We start from the raw sequence: 16560 nt of genomic DNA on the forward strand, positions 1-16560 counted from the left end.
TGCAAGGACTTAATTAATTGGAAATGTTCGCGCCCGATGACGTGCTGGCGCAATGGGAAGCGCAGTTGCCTGAATCACAAGGTGACGCCCGCCTGTTGCTGCTGGCCGAACTCGCCTGGCATTGTCGCCAGCGCGATGTCGCGCGCGCACGCCTGCTGGCGCAGGAGGCGGCCACGCTGGCGTCCTCGCTGACCGGCGACGAAGGTAAGCTTGCGGCAGCCCTGCTGGCGGCGCGCTTCACGCTGATTGAAGCGGAAGCGCAATGGCTTGCCGGCAAGCTGGAAGTGGGCGAAGCGCTGGCGCAGCAGGCGCTGCTGGCGTTCGACCGCGAAGGCAATGCGCTCGGTTGCGCCGATGCGCACTGGCTGCTGGCGTGGATTGCCAACGACCGTGGCGATTGCGAGGCCAGCAACAGTGAACTGGCGATCGCGTCGGCCGATGCGCGCGCCGCCGGCGACACCATCCGCGCCGACATCATCGACGCGGCGGCCGCGATTTTCTGCGTCTTCCACAATTTGCAGGAAGCCAATGCGCGCTGGGGCCAGCGCTTCACGGACGATGACAACGCCCACCCGGCCGTGGCGGGCTGGGTGCGCGATTACGCCGGCATCACGGCCTTCCAGGGGGCGGACTTCGGGCGCGCCGTGGCGCTCTTGATGCTGTCGTTTGAAGCGGCCATGGCAACCGGCCAGGTGCGCCGCGCGATCACTATCGCCACCAATATCGGCAATGGCTTCACCAGCCTGAATGCGCATGACGCGGCGCTGGAATGGATGCAGCGCGCGCTGGAACTGGCCCGCCCGACCGGCTGGCCCATGTGTGTCGGCCTGTGCCTGATGCAAACCTCGGAAACCCTGCGCCACCTGGGGCAGGGCGCGGCGGCGCGCGAACTGCTGCATGAAGCGTTATTGGCGCTGGCGCCGCTGGCCGCATCGCGCGCCTATGCGGTGGCGCTGGAATACCAGGGTGACCTGGCGCTGGACCTGGGGGATGCGCAACTGGCGCTGGACAGTTTCCAGCAATTGCAGCTGCGCGGCGACCAGCTGGGCCAGAGCGATTTCAAGAGCAGCGCCCGGCGCGGCCAGGCGCACGCGCTGTCGCAGATGGACCGGCCGCACGATGCGCTGGCCGTGGCGCTGTCCGCGCTGGACATGGCGCGCGGCACGGGCGACGTCGGCAACCAGATCGCGGCATTGCGCGTGCTGGCGCAAATCCATGTGGACCATGGCCACGCCTTGCCGGCGCCGCAGGACATGGCCGCACCCAATGCGGTGCTGCATTACCTCGAAGCCGCGATGGACCTGGCGTCGACCCTGGAAGGCTTCCCGGTGCCGGCCGCCTTGCTCGATGCGGCGGCCCGCGAATACGCGGCCACCGGCGACTACCGCAAGGCGTATGAAATTGCACTGCAGGCGAACGCCGTGCGCGACCAGACGCACAGCCAGGAAGCCACCAGCCGCGCCGTCGCCATGCAAGTGCAATACCGCACCGAGCGGACCCAGACCGAAGGCGAACATCACCGCCAGCTGGCCGCGTCGGAAGCGCAGCGCGTGCAGGTGCTGCAACGCACCAACGCCACCTTGGCGCACCTGTCGGCGATCGGCCAGGAAATCACGGCGCACCTCGATGCGGCCGCGGTGTACCGCGTGCTGGATCGCTATGTGCATGGGTTGCTGGACGCCACGCACTTTTCGATTTTCCTGCTGCAGCCGGGCGGCGAATCGCTGTGCTGCGCCTTCGGCAAGGAAGCCGGGCAAGACTTGCCGCCGACCTGTTACGCGTTGTCGGACCCGCACGCGAATTCCGCCCGCTGCATCCGCGAGCGGCGTGAAATCCTGATCGAACTCGATGACGATGACGCCACGCCCAACCTGATTCCCGGCACCTTGCCGACCCTGAGCCTGCTGTTTGCGCCGCTGTGCGTGGGCGACCGCATGCTGGGTGCGATGACGGTGCAGTCGCTGCGCGCCCGTGCTTACGGCGAACGGGAACGGCTGGTATTTTCCACCCTGTGCGCGTATGGCGCCATTGCGCTCGATAACGCCAGCGCTTACCGCGAAGTGGCCGCCACCCGTGCCCAGCTGATGGACAAGAACATCGAGCTGGAACGGGCCTATCACACGCTGGAAGAAGTCAGCCTGACCGACCAGTTGACGGGCTTGCGCAACCGCCGCTTCTTCCTGCAGCACGTGGATGCGGACGTGGCGATGGCGCTGCGCCGCCACGAACAGCTCAGGGAAATCAAGGACATCAAGGAAAACAAGGACCTGGTGTTCTTCATGGTCGATCTCGACCACTTCAAGGAAGTCAACGACCGCTACGGCCACGCGGCCGGCGACGCGGTGCTGGTGCAAATGCAGGAGCGCTTGCGTGAAGTGTTCCGGGAAACGGATTACCTGGTGCGCTGGGGCGGTGAAGAATTCCTGGTGTTGGCGCGCGCCACGGACCGTGAAGAAGCCAAGGTGGTGGCCGAACGCATCCGCCGCGCCGTCGCGCACCGCGACTTCACACTGCCCGATGGCACCACCTTGGCGAAGACCTGCTCGATCGGCTACGCCTGCTTCCCGTTCCTGCCCTCGCAACCGCGCCTGCTGACGTGGAGCCAGGTGGTAGAACTGGCCGACATGGGCTTGTACATCGCCAAGAATTCCGGCCGCAATGCGTGGGCGGCGCTGTATTGCACCGAGACCACCCAGGCCGACGGGCTGTTCCGGCGCATGATGCAGCAGCTGGAGCAGACCGTGGCCAGCGGCGAAGTGCGGGTGGTCACGAACCTGGTGCATCCGCCGATGCTGCGCGGCGAGCGGCGGCGGGTGGGATTGTCCAGCGACCTGGCGTAGCGCGTTGAGGCGTGCCTACGCCACCGGCGCTTCCACCACCACTTCCGCCTTCAGCGAATTGGCGATATAGCACTTGTCATGGGCTTCATGGTGGATCGCCGCCAGTTCTTCCTCGTCCGGCCAGCCGGCGCCGGCAAACACGATGGCCGGCCGCAGGGTGATGCTGGTCATGGCCAGCTTGCCCTCGGCATTCTTTTCCAGCAGGCCCACCGCGTGGTCGCTGTAGCTTTCCACCACGTGCCCCCGCCTGGCGGCAATCGACAGGAAGAACAGCATGTGGCAGCTCGAGGTGGCCGCCACCAGTGCTTCTTCGGGATCGACATTGTCGGCGTTCGACATCGGCAGCGGCACCGACAGCGGCGATGACGAGGCTGGCACGCGCAGGCCGCCGTCGAAAATCCACTCGTGCGCGCGGCTGTAGCGCTGGTCCAGGAACGGTTGATCGTTGCGCCGCCATTCCAGTTTGGCTTCGAATTGCATGACTGTCCTCTCAGGTGATTGTGCCGACATCTTAATGTAGACTTCTGCCTCTTGCCGCACATTCCCGACCACCATGACCAAGCACCTTCACCGCTGCAGCTGGGCCAACCCCAACAATCCGCGCTATATCGCGTACCACGACGAAGAGTGGGGCCTGCCGTGCCACGATGAATTGCGCCTGTTTGAAATGCTGAACCTGGAAGGCGCGCAGGCGGGGCTCAGCTGGGAAACCGTGCTGAACAAGCGTGACAGTTACCGCGCCGCGTTCGACCACTGGGATGCGGAAAAAATTGCCGCCTATGGTCCGGACAAGGTGGCGCAATTGCTGGCCAATCCCGGCATCATCCGCAACAAGCTGAAAGTCGCGGCGGCGATTGCCAATGCGCAGGCCTACCTACGCCTGCGCGCCGAAGGTTCCAGCCTCGACCAGTATTTGTGGGCGTGGGTGGGCGGCAAGCCCATCGTCAACCACATCGCGCGCCAGGAAGACCGCATGGCGAAAACCGCGCTGTCGGACCAGATTTCCAAGGACCTCGGCAAGCGCGGTTTCAAGTTCGTCGGCTCCACCATTATCTATGCGTACATGCAGGGTGTCGGCATGGTCAATGACCACGACACCGCGTGCTTCCGCCATGCCGCATGCCAGCGGTAACGCCGCCAATGACGCCATCGCCTGACACCCGGTTTGTGTTGCTGGCCACCGCGTTTGGCGCGGGTGAGCATGTTGCGCAGGTGCTCGATGCGTGGCGGCGGCGCGCGCCTTCGCCGGTGACCGCGCCACTGGTGGAAACCCCGGCGCAGGGGCCGCGTGCGCAACCGTGGGACACCGCCACCGCCCTGCATTACATTGCCGTGCTGCCCGCGCTGCCGGCCGCGGCGGCACTGGCGGTGGACGAATTGCGCGCGCAGTGGCCAGCCAATGTACCGGGCTTCCATCGCCTGACGCTCGATAACGGCAACGTGACGCTGGATTTGCTGGTGGGGGAAGCGGAACAGTGCCTGCAGCAATTGCAGGCGCGGGTCGATGCGCTGTATTGTCCGCAATCGCCACTGCGCGCCGGCATCGACTTGCGCACGCTGGCGAAGCTGGCGCTGCCGGGCGCGCAACTGGCCATGCTGGGCGCCGATGACGCTGTGCTGAAAGCGCTGCGCCCGGCGGGCTTTACGCTGCAGGCATCTGGGCAGGGCTCTGACATTGCCGCCTGCCCGTGGCTCGATGCCGGCAACGCCATTGTCGCGGCATTCACCAGCCGCAAGCCGCAACCACCCCGCGCACCCGCGCCGGACCGCCGCGCCATCGTGATTGGCGCGGGCATGGCCGGCGCGGCGATCTGCGAGCGGCTGGCGGCGCGGGGCTGGGACCTGACACTGATCGAACGGCATGCCTTGCCAGCGCAGGAAGCTTCCGGCAACCGCTCCGGCATCTTCATGCCGCTGCTGTCGCGTGACGACAATATCCCGACCAGGCTGGCCCGTGCCGCTTACCTGTATGCGCAGCGGTGCTGGCAGGCGCTGGGCGGGCTGCATGCGGATGCGCCGGTGGGCGCGGACGTGAACGGGCCGATTGCCGGTCACCAGTGCGGCGTGCTGCAACTGGCGCGCGATGCGGAACATGCGGATTTACAACGGGAAGTTGTGAATGCGTGGCGCTATCCGGAAACCTTTGTGCGCTGGGTCGGGGCGCAGGAAGCGGGCGGCCTGCTGGGCATACCGGTGCCGGAGGGCGGCTGGTTGTTCCCGCAGGGCGGCTGGGCCAATCCCGGTTCGATTTGCCGCGCCATGCTCGGCGCGTGCGGCGCGCGGCTGACGCGCATTTACCATGCGCAAGCCATCACCTTGCGGCGCTTCGGCGGGCAATGGCAAGTGCTGGACGCGGGCGGCAACGTGCTGGCGCAGGCGCCCAATGTGGTGCTTGCCAACAGCGCCGGGGCGCGGACGCTGGTGCAGACTGCGGAATTGCCGTTGTATACGATGCGGGGCCAGGTGACGCATCTCGACGCACAGGCATGCCCGGCGTTGCCGCTGGTCGTGTGCCGCGAAGCGTATATCACGCCGGCCGTGCACGGGATTGTCAGTGCCGGCGCCACTTACGATACGGATACGGATACCGCCTTGCGGGCCGAAAGCCAGCAGGAAAACCTGGCGCGTGCGGCGGAAATCCTGCCGGGCGCACTGGATCGGTTGGTGGACGGGGCGCCGCTGGCAGGGCGGGTCGGGTTCCGCTGCATGGCGCCGGACAGGTTGCCGCTGGTTGGCGCATTGCCCGATTACAGCGCGGTGGCCGGCAAAATCGAGCGCCTGCGCGATGTGCCGCGCCACCCCGGCCTGTATGGCGTGCTGGCCTACGCCTCGCGCGGCTTGATCTGGGCGCCGCTGGCGGCGGAAATCCTGGCGGCGCAACTGGAAAACGAACCGCTGCCGCTGGAAGCCACCTTGGCCGCCGCGCTGGACCCGGGACGGTTTTTGTTGAAAGCCCAGAGAAAAAGTTGATGTCCAGGACATTGGCTGTAGCATCCCGGCATCACTGGAATCCGCTCAGTTTCCCGCACTCGGTATAATGCCTGATCAGTATTGACAGGCCCCGGAGCGTAATGAATGGAAGATCAAGCGGACGACCACGAAGGTGCACCTGAGCTGTTCCTGTTCCTGGCATCCACCGCGCACGACATGAAAAATTCGATCAGCGTCCTTTCCGGTACGCTGGAGGGATTGTTGGGCAGCGCCGATGACAAGGACCTCAACCACCCTGCTTATCCGCAACTGGCGCAAATGTTGTACCAGACCAAGCGCCTCAATGACAACCTGATCCAGCTACTGGCGCTCTACAAGCAAGTCGGCAAACCGGAATACCCGTTCGACCCGCGGCCCCAGCATATTGGCGAACTGGTGCAACAAGTCGCTTCGCAAGCGAAAGTCTTGCTGGCATCCAAGAAAATCATCTTGCAAGCCGATTTCCCCCAGGACATGGTGTGGACCTTTGATGAAGACCTCATCATTGGCATGTTGACGCAAGCCATCAACAATGCGGTGCGCTATACGCACGACACGATACGGATTGCTGTGGCGGAAAAGGACGGGTTCCTGGAAATCCGCGTGGAAGACAATGGCGCCGGGTTCCCGCAATCGATGATCGATGCCGGGGTATCCGCCATGAGCGGCAATACCGCCGGCGTGAATTTCATGACCAATAGCAGTGGCCTGGGCCTGTATTTCGCCAGCGAAGTGGCGAAGATGCACAAATACCGGCAGCGTAACGGCAGCATTTACCTGGAAAACGGCGGGGTGCTGGGCGGCGGTGTCTTTGTGGTGAGATTGCCGTGAACCATGCCCTGACCAATGCGCTGCACCCGGCCGCCGTGGCCGCTGCGGCGGCCAATATCGACTGGACGGAAAAGCGCTACCTGATCGTCGATGATTTTGTCGGCATCCGCCAGTTGCTGCGCGAAACCCTGCGCAACCTGGGCGCCAAGCACTTCGACCAAGCCGCCAGCGGCGGCGAAGCCATGACGATGCTGACCAAGACCCACTATGACGTGGTGCTGTGCGACTACAACCTGGGCGATGGCAAGAATGGCCAGCAAGTGCTGGAGGAATGCCGCATCCGCAACCTGCTGACGCCGTCCAGCGTGTTCCTGATGGTATCGGCGGAAAAAAGCGTGGAATCCGTGATGGGCGCCGCCGAGCAGCAGCCCGATGCCTACATCATCAAGCCGATCACGGAAGGCGTGCTGCTGACGCGCCTGAACCGTGTATGGCAAAAAAAGCAGATCTTCCGTGAAATCGACCAGGCCTTCGTGGAAAAGGATTATCTGCGCGCCGCCAAGCTGTGCGACGAGCAGATTGCCGTGCACAAGCTGCACGAAATCGATTTGCTGCGCATGAAGGCCACCCTGTTGCTCAAAGCAGGCGAGCCGGAAAAAGCGCGCGCCGTCTATGAACAGGTGCTGGACGACCGCGATTACAACTGGGCCCGCACCGGCCTGGCGAAAATCCGCATGAACAATGGCGACCACGAAGCGGCGCGCCAGATGTTCCAGGGCGTGATCGCGGAAAACCGCTTTTATATCGATGCGTACGACCAGCTGGCCACGGCGTATCAATACATGGGCAAGATGGAAGAGTCGTGCGACGTGCTGGAAAAAGCCGCCAAGCTGTCGCCGAATTCCGTGGTGCGCCAGCGCCGCCTGGGCCTGGCCGCCCTCAAGCTGAACAATATCCCGCTGGCCGAGCGCGCCTTCCGCAAATGCATCGCGATCGGCGAATACTCCATCATGAAGACGGTGGATGCCTACTTTGGCCTGGCGCGGATCTGCGGCCAGAAAAATGACGCCAAGGAAGCGCTGCAAGTGCTGGCGATGGCGCAGCGCGAATTCACGGGCGAGCTGGTGCAACTGCGCGCCAAGATTACCGAAGGACTGGTCTACCACGAGAGCGGCGATTATCGCCGCGCCCGGAAAACCGGCGATGAACTCGAGGAAATGCTGAACGACGATCCCGAGCGCCCGGATACGCCGACCTGCATGGAACTGGCAACGTTGCTGTTTGCGGTCGGCGTCAAGGATGCGCCGGTGGACTTGCTGTGCTACGTGATTAAAAACAACCACGACAACATGGTGTTGCTGGACGAAGTCCAAGACATCTTCGAGAAAGCCCGCATGGGTGAAGAAGGCGCCGAGTTGATCAAGTCGGCCCGCAAGGAAGCGGCCGACATGATGAACAAGGGCGTGCTGCTATGGAAGACCGGCAAGCTGAGCGAAGCCGTGGCGTGGATGCGGACGGCGCGCGAAGCGCTGCCGAACAATATGCGTATCCTGTTCAACTCGGCCCAGATCCTGATCTCGCACATGCAGCAGAACGGCTACAACCGTGACTTGATGGATGAGGCAAACGGCGTGCTGATGCATGTCGATCACATCGCTCCCGGCCAGCAGCGTTTTGCCCAGTTGATCGAACAACTGGCGCTGCTGATGCCCCGCAAAGATCCGCCGCCGATTGAAAACTTCGGCTTTGACGAGGAAGGCGGGGAGTAAGCCTGGCCTGGCTGTACTGATATGTGGATGTCCGGCCTGAAGGCCCGGCACCCATGTTATCCAAAATAAGGAGGCAGACATGCGCGATATCGCCAAGGAAGTGTACGGCAAGATGAAAATCGGTGCGGCGGCGTGGATACGGCCGGTCAGCGCCAAAGGCGACACCATCGAATCATTCCAGTCCGCGCATGACAGCGCGAAACTGCTGGCCGATGACGGCTTGATTCAAATCGTGAAGGTGCAACGGCAGGAAGGCGGGTTGATCGAGGCGATCAGGATTCAGCGGCTGGCGTGACCGGCGGCGCGGTACGCTGACCGGCACACGGGGCTGGTACTCGTAGGGCGGTTTTCGCCGGAGGCGAAAGCCGCCGTGCATGCGTGGCCACCAGTGCTGGCAGTACCGATTTGCACGCATGGTGGCTTCCGCCAAGGCTCGGCGCCCCCGGCGGAAACCACCCTACGCACTCACCGTTGCGGATTACTTCGAGGCGGGTTTGGCTGCTTTCTTGGCGGCGGGTTTACGCGCCGTCTTCTTGACCGGTTCGCCTTCTTTCGCCGCTGCCACCGGTGCGCTGGATTTTGCCGCCTGTGCCGCCGCAGCAGCCTTGCTGATCGGCTTGGTGGCCGCCTGCGTCGCCGCCTGGGCAAACTTGGTGGCCGCTTCCGTGGCGCGGGCTGCCGCGCCGGTGACGGCTTCGGCCGACATGGCGCCCGTCACCGCCTGCTTGAACTGTTCCTGCAGCAAATTCCACCAGACCGATGGATTGGCCAGGCCGGCTGCCGCCATCGCATCGTTGGCGTTGGCCGCTGCTGGCGATGCGTTGGCGCTGGCGTCCGGCGCCGTGCTGGAAGCCGGTGCGGGGGCGGCAGGGGCGGCAGGGGCGGGGGCGGCCGGCGCGGCGGCGGGCGGATCCGGCCAGGTCGAAGGCTTGGCTTCCGCCTTGGTTTCTTTGGGCGCGGGCCCCGGCGCGGCGGGCTGCAGCGCATCCGCCGCATGCTGGAAGAACGCGGACGCGTAAGGAATCGATTCAAACAGGGACTTGGTGTCTTTTTCGCCCGGCTGCTGCACGGCGGTGGCCAGCGATTTGCCCATCGACTTCAACGTGGCGATGGTGTTGCGTTGCACTTCCAGCGCCTGGATGCTGCCGCGAACCATGCTGGAGTTCAGGTTCAGCCAGGCTTCCACGGCTTTCAGATCATTGATTTTTTTGTCCAGTTCATCAACCGACAAGGTGGGCGCGGTAATGCCGGGCATCACGCCCATGCTGCCCCACAGGTTCTTCACGAAATCCAGCGTATCCGTCATAACAGCAGCGCCCGGAATGTTGGGCATTTGCGGTAAAGCCATAGCGAACCTCCTCTCGAACAGGTGAGCTAGCGTAGCAGATAACGTGCCCTGCTCATAGCTATAGCGGACGCGATATGTCATTTTCGACTTTGCATGCGCTTTTAAATTCGTTTTAGCGGAGCGTCGACTTCGATAAATTGGTGGCCATAGACAGCAATCACGAAAGGACACCGCCATGGGTACCGCACCGAATTTCGCGCCAGCCGCCGCTGCGCAAGGTAATCACTTGAACGCCACCGATCCCGCTTTGCAGCAGGCCCGCGCGGATGCGCGGGCGGCCGGTTTGCCCTATGCGGGATCGGTCTCGCCGCAGGATGCGTGGCGCCTGGTGCAAGCCGGTGACGTGGTGCTGGTCGATGTGCGCAGCAATGAGGAGCGCGTCTTCGTGGGGCGTGTGCCGCAAGCGCTGCATGTGGCGTGGGCCACCGGCACGGCGCTGACGCGCAACCCCCGCTTCGCCCGTGAACTGGAAGCCAAAGCCGGCGGCAAGGAAGCCGTGCTGCTGCTGCTGTGCCGCAGCGGATTCCGTTCGGCCGCGGCGGCGGAAGCCGCCACCAAGGCAGGCTTTACCAGCGTATTCAATGTGGAGCAGGGCTTCGAGGGCGACCTCGATGATGCGGGCCAGCGCGGTCACCGGGGCGGCTGGCGCTGGCACGGCCTGCCATGGGTACAGGATTAAGGGCGCTGCGATGAATGACCGTGTATTGGATGCCGTGGCGTCCGCCATTCCCGCCGCCGTCCTTGGCAATACGCCGCACTGGGAACTGGGGCCGATAGTCGATGAATTGCGCCAGGTGCGCACCGTATGGCGCCAGGCGCGCCTGCGCAACCATGAATGCGGCGGCCGTGAATTCCCGTCGCGCCAGCGTTTGCGCGACGTGCTGCAACTGCTGTGCGCCGCGCTGTTCCCGATGCGCCTGGGCCCGGCGGACCTGCGCCAGGAAAGCGAAGACTTCTTTGTCGGCCACACGCTCGATACCGCGCTGACCGGGTTGCACGAACAGATCCGCCGCGAACTGGCCTATAACGCGCGCCACGATGCGCCGCGCAAGGCCGGCGTCACCGAACAGCGCGCCTATGACATCGTGCAGCGCTTTGCGCGCAGCCTGCCGGCCATCCGCGCGCTGCTCGACACCGACGTGGAAGCGGCCTATCACGGCGACCCCGCCGCGCTCAGTGTCGATGAAGTGCTGCTGTGCTATCCGGGCATCCTGGCCATCATCCACCACCGCCTGGCGCACACGCTGTACGCACTGGGTTCGCCGCTGGTGGCGCGCATCATTGCGGAACTGGCGCACTCGGACACCGGCATCGATATCCATCCGGGCGCCAGCATCGGCGGCAGTTTCTTTATCGATCATGGCACCGGCGTGGTGATTGGCGAGACCGCCATCATTGGTGAGCGGGTACGCATATACCAGGCCGTTACCCTGGGCGCGAAGCGCTTCCCGACCGACGATACCGGGGCATTGCAAAAAGGATTGCCGCGCCATCCGGTGGTGGAGGATGACGTCGTGATCTATGCCGGCGCCACCATCCTGGGGCGGGTCACGATCGGCAAAGGCTCCGTGATTGGCGGCAATGTGTGGCTGACGCGCGGCGTTCCGGCCGGCAGCACCATCACGCAGGCCGATGCACAACCCGAAGGCGGCCCCGCCGCCAGTCTGTGAGGCCGCCATGTTGACACGTGAATTTGGACTGGCGATCCGCCGCCTGCGCGAAGCGCGCGGCTGGTCGCAGGAGCGGCTGGCGGAAGCGGCCGACATGAACCGGTCATACATCGGTGAAGTCGAACGGGGGGCGGCGATTCCGTCGCTGATCACCATCGACAAGCTGGCCGCTGCATTGGGCACGTCGGCGTCCGGTGTGCTGGCGCATTGCGAACTGGCGCTGGCCGAGCTGAATTGAGGCAGTGCGTGAAGGGTTGGTGGCTATAGCATGTTGAAAGGCGGTATGGCTGAGCTGATACTGGTTGCAGTTTCCTCATAACCTTATTCACTCAGCTCATTAGGAGTTCCACATGACTGCCGTACCAGATAGCCAATTGGCGCTTGGCGACAACGCAGCGCGTCAGTTGGCCAACGCGACCAAGACCGTCCCCCAATTATCGACCATCACGCCGCGCTGGCTGGTGCACCTGCTGCAATGGTTGCCGGTGGAAGCCGGTATTTACCGCCTCAACAAGGTCAACAACCCGCGCGATGTGCGCGTCGCCTGTTCCCAGCGCGACGAGTCGGAATTGCCGCAAACCTTCGTGGATTATGACGAACAGCCGCGTGAATACTTCCTCAACGCGGTGTCCACCGTGCTGGACGTGCATACCCGCGTGTCGGACTTGTACAGCAGCCCGCACGACCAGATCAAGGAACAGCTGCGGCTGACCATTGAGACCATCAAGGAGCGCCAGGAAAGCGAACTGATCAACAATCCGGATTATGGCTTGCTGGCCAACGTCCACGACGATCAGCGCATCTTCCCGCTGACCGGCGCGCCGACGCCGGACGACATGGATGAATTGCTGACCAAGGTGTGGAAAGAACCGGGCTTCTTCCTCGCCCACCCGCTGGCCATTGCCGCCTTTGGCCGCGAATGCACACGCCGTGGCGTGCCGCCGCCCACCGTCAGCCTGTTTGGTTCCCAGTTCCTGACGTGGCGCGGTGTACCGCTGGTGCCGTCCGACAAATTGCCGATCGAAGATGGCAAAACCAAGATCCTGCTGCTGCGCGTGGGGGAACAGCGCCAGGGCGTGGTCGGCCTGTTCCAGCCGGGCCTCGCGGGTGAACAAAGCCCGGGCCTGTCGGTACGCTTCATGGGCATCAACCGCAATGCGATTTCGTCTTACCTGATTTCACTGTATTGCTCGCTGGCCGTGCTGACGGACGATGCGGTGGCGGTACTGGATGATGTGGAGATCGGTAAATACCATGACTATCCAGACACCTACAAATAATCACGCGCCGGCGCATGTGCCTGATGAGGCGCTGCTGAACCGCCTGGCCGGCGAGCTGTTTGCGCAGTGGCCGGGTGCGGCCGGCGTCGCGGCCGGGTTGCTGGGCGCGCAGGCGCCTGCGGCAATGGCGCCAGTGATTGCACCGGCAGGCGCCTTCACGCACGGCGCGCCGCACACCGGTGGCGCTGCACCCGCCATCGTGCCGTCGCCCTCCGGCGCGGCGCCCGCACAGTCGACACAGCCGGCACCGGCGTCGCCGCCGTATGCTGCGGCACTGCCACTGGTGGACCGTCCAGCATTGCCTGCCGCCGCGCCATCGTCGCCGTTTTACTTTATCGGCGAAGCCAGCCACCAGCCGCTGTCGCGCGCCAGCGGCCTCGATGCGCTGGCGCGGCAAGCCACGCGCGCCGATGACCGTGTCACGGCGCAGGCGTTTGGTTTGCCGGGGGCGGACGATTTGCGGCGCCTGCTGAGCGGTGGCCGTTCCTTTGCCGAGCCGGCGCCGGCGATCGAGCCGGCAATCCACGCGGCGGCGCCCGCGTATTATTTTGAGCAGCACCGCGCAGCGCCGCCACAGCAGCGCCCGCAGTGGCAAGGCCATCCCGGGTTTGACGTCCATGCGGTGCGGCGCGATTTTCCGATCCTGGCGGAGCGCGTCAACGGCAAGCCGCTGGCCTGGTTCGACAATGCGGCCACCACGCACAAGCCGCAAGCCGTGATCGACCGCTTGTCGTATTTCTATGCGCACGAGAATTCGAACATCCACCGTGCCGCCCACGAACTGGCGGCGCGCGCCACCGATGCCTATGAAGGCGCGCGCAGCAAGGTGGCGCGTTTCCTCGGCGCGGCCAGCCCGGATGAAATCATTTTCGTGCGGGGCGCGACGGAAGCCATCAACCTGGTGGCGCAAACCTTTGGCCAGCAATTCATTGGCGCGGGCGATGAAATCATCGTGTCGAACCTGGAGCACCATGCCAACATCGTGCCATGGCAGCAACTGGCGGCGGAAAAGGGCGCGCGCCTGCGCGTGATTCCGGTCGATGACACCGGCCAGGTGCTGCTGGATGAATATGCGAAGCTGCTCAATCCGCGCACGAAACTGGTGGCGGTCACGCACGTGTCGAATGCGCTGGGCACGGTGACGCCGGTGGCGGAAATCGTGGCGATGGCGCATGCCGCCGGGGCGCGTGCGCTGGTCGATGGCGCGCAAGCCGTGTCGCACATGCGGGTGGACGTGCGTGCGCTCGATGCGGACTTTTATGTGTTCTCCGGCCACAAGGTGTTTGGCCCGACCGGGATCGGCGTAGTGTATGGCAAGGCGGACTTGCTGGCGCAATTGCCGCCATGGCAGGGCGGCGGCAACATGATTGCCGACGTCACGTTCGAGCGCACCGTGTACCACGCGCCGCCGACCCGCTTTGAAGCCGGCACCGGCAATATCGCCGATGCGGTGGGACTGGGGGCCGCGCTGGATTACCTCGAAAGCCTGGGACTGGACAAGGTGGCGTATTACGAAGGCGCGTTGCTCGAGTATGCGACGGAGCACTTGAAGGTCATCCCCGGTGTGCGCCTGATCGGCACGGCGCGTGACAAAGCCAGCGTGGCGTCGTTCGTGCTGGCTGGTTACCAGACCGGGGAAGTGGGCAAGGCGCTGAACCAGGAAGGCATCGCCGTGCGCACCGGCCACCATTGCGCGCAACCGATTTTGCGCCGCTTCGGGGTGGAGGCCACGGTGCGGCCATCGTTCGCGTTTTACAACACGTGCGAGGAAATCGACCGCATGATCGCCGTGGTGCGCCGCCTGGCTGGCGCGCGCCGCTGACCGGCACGTTCCCGCCCGTCTCCCTGCCGTGTCAGCGGCAGGGAGGCTTCCCGCGTTAAACTAGCGCCATGACGCTAGTTGCTTCCCTTTCTCGCCGCCGCCGTGTGTTCGCCTTATGCGCGGCCACTGTCGCTTTGCATTTTGTCACCATCGACTGGATCGGCTCCCGGCTGGGGGCGCAGCCTGCCACGTCACTGAAACCGTCGGTGGCGACGGTGCGCCTGCAATTGCCGAAGCAACCAGCCAGCGGCACGCAGCCGCCGGCTATCGCACCGGATACTGCGCCGGATCGCGCGCCGGAGCAGCCGGCCGCTCCTCCCCGTAAAGCAAAACCATTGCCATTGCCGCAACCGGATGCCAGCGCCGTGCTGGCGCCGGACAGCAGCGCCTTGTCCGATCCGCTGGCCGGTGTGGAGCAGGCGGTGGCGGCGATGCCGGCGCCGCAGGTTGTACCGAAAATCGACCCACAACCCGTGCAGGAACCGTCACCAGCGGTGGTGCAGGCCGAAGCGGGCAACAAGGAACAGCAAGGCACCTCGCTCGAGCAAGCCAGCACGCGGCGGTATAAAGTCGACATCCCGCCCTCGGCCACTTTTGAGCTGGAACTGGCGCGCACCGATGCGAACGGTTCCACCTGGAGCGGCTCCGGCAAGATGGTGTGGCAGACCGATGGCAGCACTTACAAGACCAGTGTCGAAGTGGGCTTGTCGGTGCTGGTGGCGCGTGTGAATGTGCTGGAACTGAACAGTGAAGGGGAGATCGACGATGCCGGTGTCGCCCCCCGCAAATTCACGGAAAAACGGCGCGGCCGTTCGATGACGGCCACGCATTTCCAGCGCAATGACGGCCGCATCACTTTTTCCGCCAGCGAGCGCAACTACCCGCTGCTGACCGGTGCGCAAGACCGCGCCACCATTCCCTTCCAGCTGGCCGCGATTGGCCGCGCCAACGTCAACCAATTGGGCGGCGACATCGACATCCTGGTGGGCGACAACCGCGACGCGGCGATTTACCGTTTCCATCTGGTCGGCGAAGAGGAAATCGACACGAAAATGGGCCGTCTCGTCACGTGGCACTTGGCGCGGCCGCCGAAACCGGGAACCTATTCGGCCCGGCTCGATATCTGGCTGGCGCCATCGTTGCAGTGGTTCCCTGTACAAATACGCAATACGGAAGCCAACGGTGCGTTGACGACGCAAACCGTCAGCAAGATTTCTATGAATAACGCGCAAGCGCAATAATGATGAATAAACGAACTTTCCTCGGCGCCGCCCTGATGGCGCTGGTGGCGGCCACACCGTCCTTGCAGGCGGCTGACAGCCACCCGAGTGCCAAGCGCGCCTTCAGCCTGCCGCCGCAGGCGGACCTGGTGTATTCGATCAAGGCGCGCCAGCGCGGCATTGCCATCAATGGCGACGCCACCGTGCAATGGCGTCATGGCGACGGCAAATACAGCTTGCACGCGGTCAGCCATGCGGGTTTGTTTGGCAAGATCCTGGAAAATCACAGCGAGGGCGCGATCGACGACTATGGTCTGGCGCCCGCCACGTTCCAGGAAAAACGCTTCCGCAAGGAGCCGACCAGCGTCACCTTCCACCGCGACAGCAAGACCATCACCTTCAGCAAGGGCGATGAAAGCTATCCGATCAAGGGCGGCGAGCAGGACCGCACCAGCGCGCCATGGCAATTGACGGCCCACGCGCGCAGCGCGCCGGACAAATTCACGGCCGGGTCGCAATGGGCGTACTTTGTCGCCGGCCGGCGCGATGCCGAATCGTGGGTATTCCGTACCGTTGGCCGGGAAACCATACAAACCGGCGCGGGAACCCTGGAAGCCGTGCACTTCGTGAAATCGCCGCCGAAAGGCGACGCCCACCAGCAAGTCGACCTGTGGCTGGCCCCGGGGCTGGACTGGTATCCGGTGCGTATCCTGTTCGTCGATGATGACGGCGATTACGTCGATCAGTTGCTGGAAAAGGTGGTGAGAAAATAGTTGCATCCCCACCATCTTTGCCTTACTTTTCAGCAGCTTAGGTTCCGGAACTGCTATACTGACGCCCCTCCGCGAGCATTGCCTTTGCGGTGTGATA

15 protein-coding genes are annotated in these 16560 nt (G+C 64.1%); 13 read left to right on the top strand and 2 right to left on the bottom strand.

The window, feature by feature from the left end; all coding sequences use genetic code 11:
- Positions 1 to 23 precede the first annotated feature (23 nt).
- Positions 24 to 2840, top strand: a complete 2817-nt coding sequence (locus AC1RRC_RS24215; protein WP_493058301.1) for a diguanylate cyclase — start codon at positions 24 to 26, stop codon at positions 2838 to 2840.
- A gap of 15 nt (positions 2841 to 2855) precedes the next feature.
- Here the strand turns inward: AC1RRC_RS24215 and AC1RRC_RS24220 are convergent, their stop codons facing one another.
- Positions 2856 to 3320, bottom strand: coding sequence for an OsmC family protein (locus AC1RRC_RS24220; RefSeq protein WP_493058104.1), 465 nt, complete (start codon positions 3318 to 3320; stop codon positions 2856 to 2858).
- 73 nt (positions 3321 to 3393) lie between these two features.
- On the opposite strand from AC1RRC_RS24220, the gene AC1RRC_RS24225 reads away from it, so the two are divergent.
- The 5 genes from AC1RRC_RS24225 (at position 3394) to AC1RRC_RS24245 (ending at position 8645) form a co-directional block, all read left to right on the top strand.
- A complete protein-coding gene (locus tag AC1RRC_RS24225; RefSeq protein WP_493058105.1) occupies positions 3394 to 3972 on the top strand; it encodes a DNA-3-methyladenine glycosylase I in 579 nt (192 codons plus the stop codon).
- A gap of 8 nt (positions 3973 to 3980) precedes the next feature.
- On the top strand, positions 3981 to 5810 hold the full coding sequence (gene mnmC1, locus AC1RRC_RS24230) for an FAD-dependent 5-carboxymethylaminomethyl-2-thiouridine(34) oxidoreductase MnmC1 (RefSeq protein WP_493058106.1): 1830 nt from the start codon (positions 3981 to 3983) through the stop codon (positions 5808 to 5810).
- Between the two features lie 105 nt (positions 5811 to 5915).
- The gene (locus AC1RRC_RS24235; RefSeq protein ID WP_493058107.1) at positions 5916 to 6641 is read left to right on the top strand and encodes a sensor histidine kinase; all 726 of its coding nucleotides are present in this window, start codon (positions 5916 to 5918) and stop codon (positions 6639 to 6641) included.
- Between the two features lie 8 nt (positions 6642 to 6649).
- Positions 6650 to 8350 carry a tetratricopeptide repeat protein gene (locus AC1RRC_RS24240; protein WP_493058302.1) on the top strand — a complete coding sequence of 567 codons (1701 nt, stop codon included), beginning with the start codon at positions 6650 to 6652 and terminating at the stop codon, positions 8348 to 8350.
- A 79-nt stretch (positions 8351 to 8429) separates the two neighbouring features.
- A complete protein-coding gene (locus AC1RRC_RS24245) occupies positions 8430 to 8645 on the top strand; it encodes a hypothetical protein (RefSeq protein ID WP_493058108.1) in 216 nt (71 codons plus the stop codon).
- Positions 8646 to 8828: 183 nt separating this feature from the next.
- On the opposite strand, the gene AC1RRC_RS24250 is transcribed toward AC1RRC_RS24245, so the two are convergent.
- Positions 8829 to 9698, bottom strand: coding sequence for a PhaM family polyhydroxyalkanoate granule multifunctional regulatory protein (locus AC1RRC_RS24250; protein ID WP_493058109.1), 870 nt, complete (start codon positions 9696 to 9698; stop codon positions 8829 to 8831).
- A gap of 175 nt (positions 9699 to 9873) precedes the next feature.
- Between AC1RRC_RS24250 and AC1RRC_RS24255 the strand changes: the two genes are divergently transcribed.
- The 7 genes from AC1RRC_RS24255 to AC1RRC_RS24285 all read left to right on the top strand — a co-directional run bounded on the left by AC1RRC_RS24255 (position 9874) and on the right by AC1RRC_RS24285 (position 16463).
- A complete protein-coding gene (locus tag AC1RRC_RS24255; RefSeq protein ID WP_493058110.1) occupies positions 9874 to 10377 on the top strand; it encodes a rhodanese-like domain-containing protein in 504 nt (167 codons plus the stop codon).
- A 10-nt stretch (positions 10378 to 10387) separates the two neighbouring features.
- Positions 10388 to 11368 (top strand): serine O-acetyltransferase EpsC, encoded by a 981-nt coding sequence (gene epsC, locus AC1RRC_RS24260; RefSeq protein WP_493058111.1) that lies wholly within the window; start codon positions 10388 to 10390, stop codon positions 11366 to 11368.
- A 7-nt stretch (positions 11369 to 11375) separates the two neighbouring features.
- Positions 11376 to 11606, top strand: a complete 231-nt coding sequence (locus tag AC1RRC_RS24265; protein WP_493058112.1) for a helix-turn-helix domain-containing protein — start codon at positions 11376 to 11378, stop codon at positions 11604 to 11606.
- Between the two features lie 112 nt (positions 11607 to 11718).
- Complete coding sequence (locus AC1RRC_RS24270; protein ID WP_493058113.1) at positions 11719 to 12648, top strand: family 2A encapsulin nanocompartment shell protein; 930 nt, start codon at positions 11719 to 11721, stop codon at positions 12646 to 12648.
- Positions 12623 to 14470 carry a family 2A encapsulin nanocompartment cargo protein cysteine desulfurase gene (locus tag AC1RRC_RS24275; protein WP_493058114.1) on the top strand — a complete coding sequence of 616 codons (1848 nt, stop codon included), beginning with the start codon at positions 12623 to 12625 and terminating at the stop codon, positions 14468 to 14470. Before AC1RRC_RS24270 ends, AC1RRC_RS24275 begins: the two co-directional genes overlap by 26 nt.
- Before the next feature lie 134 nt (positions 14471 to 14604).
- Entirely contained in the window at positions 14605 to 15711 is a 1107-nt protein-coding gene (locus AC1RRC_RS24280; RefSeq protein ID WP_493058115.1) for a DUF3108 domain-containing protein, read from the top strand.
- Positions 15711 to 16463, top strand: coding sequence for a DUF3108 domain-containing protein (locus AC1RRC_RS24285; protein WP_493058116.1), 753 nt, complete (start codon positions 15711 to 15713; stop codon positions 16461 to 16463). Before AC1RRC_RS24280 ends, AC1RRC_RS24285 begins: the two co-directional genes overlap by 1 nt.
- The last annotated feature ends 97 nt before the right edge of the window (positions 16464 to 16560 follow it).

It is taken from the genome of Pseudoduganella sp. GW821-FHT12E03, from assembly GCF_058807115.1.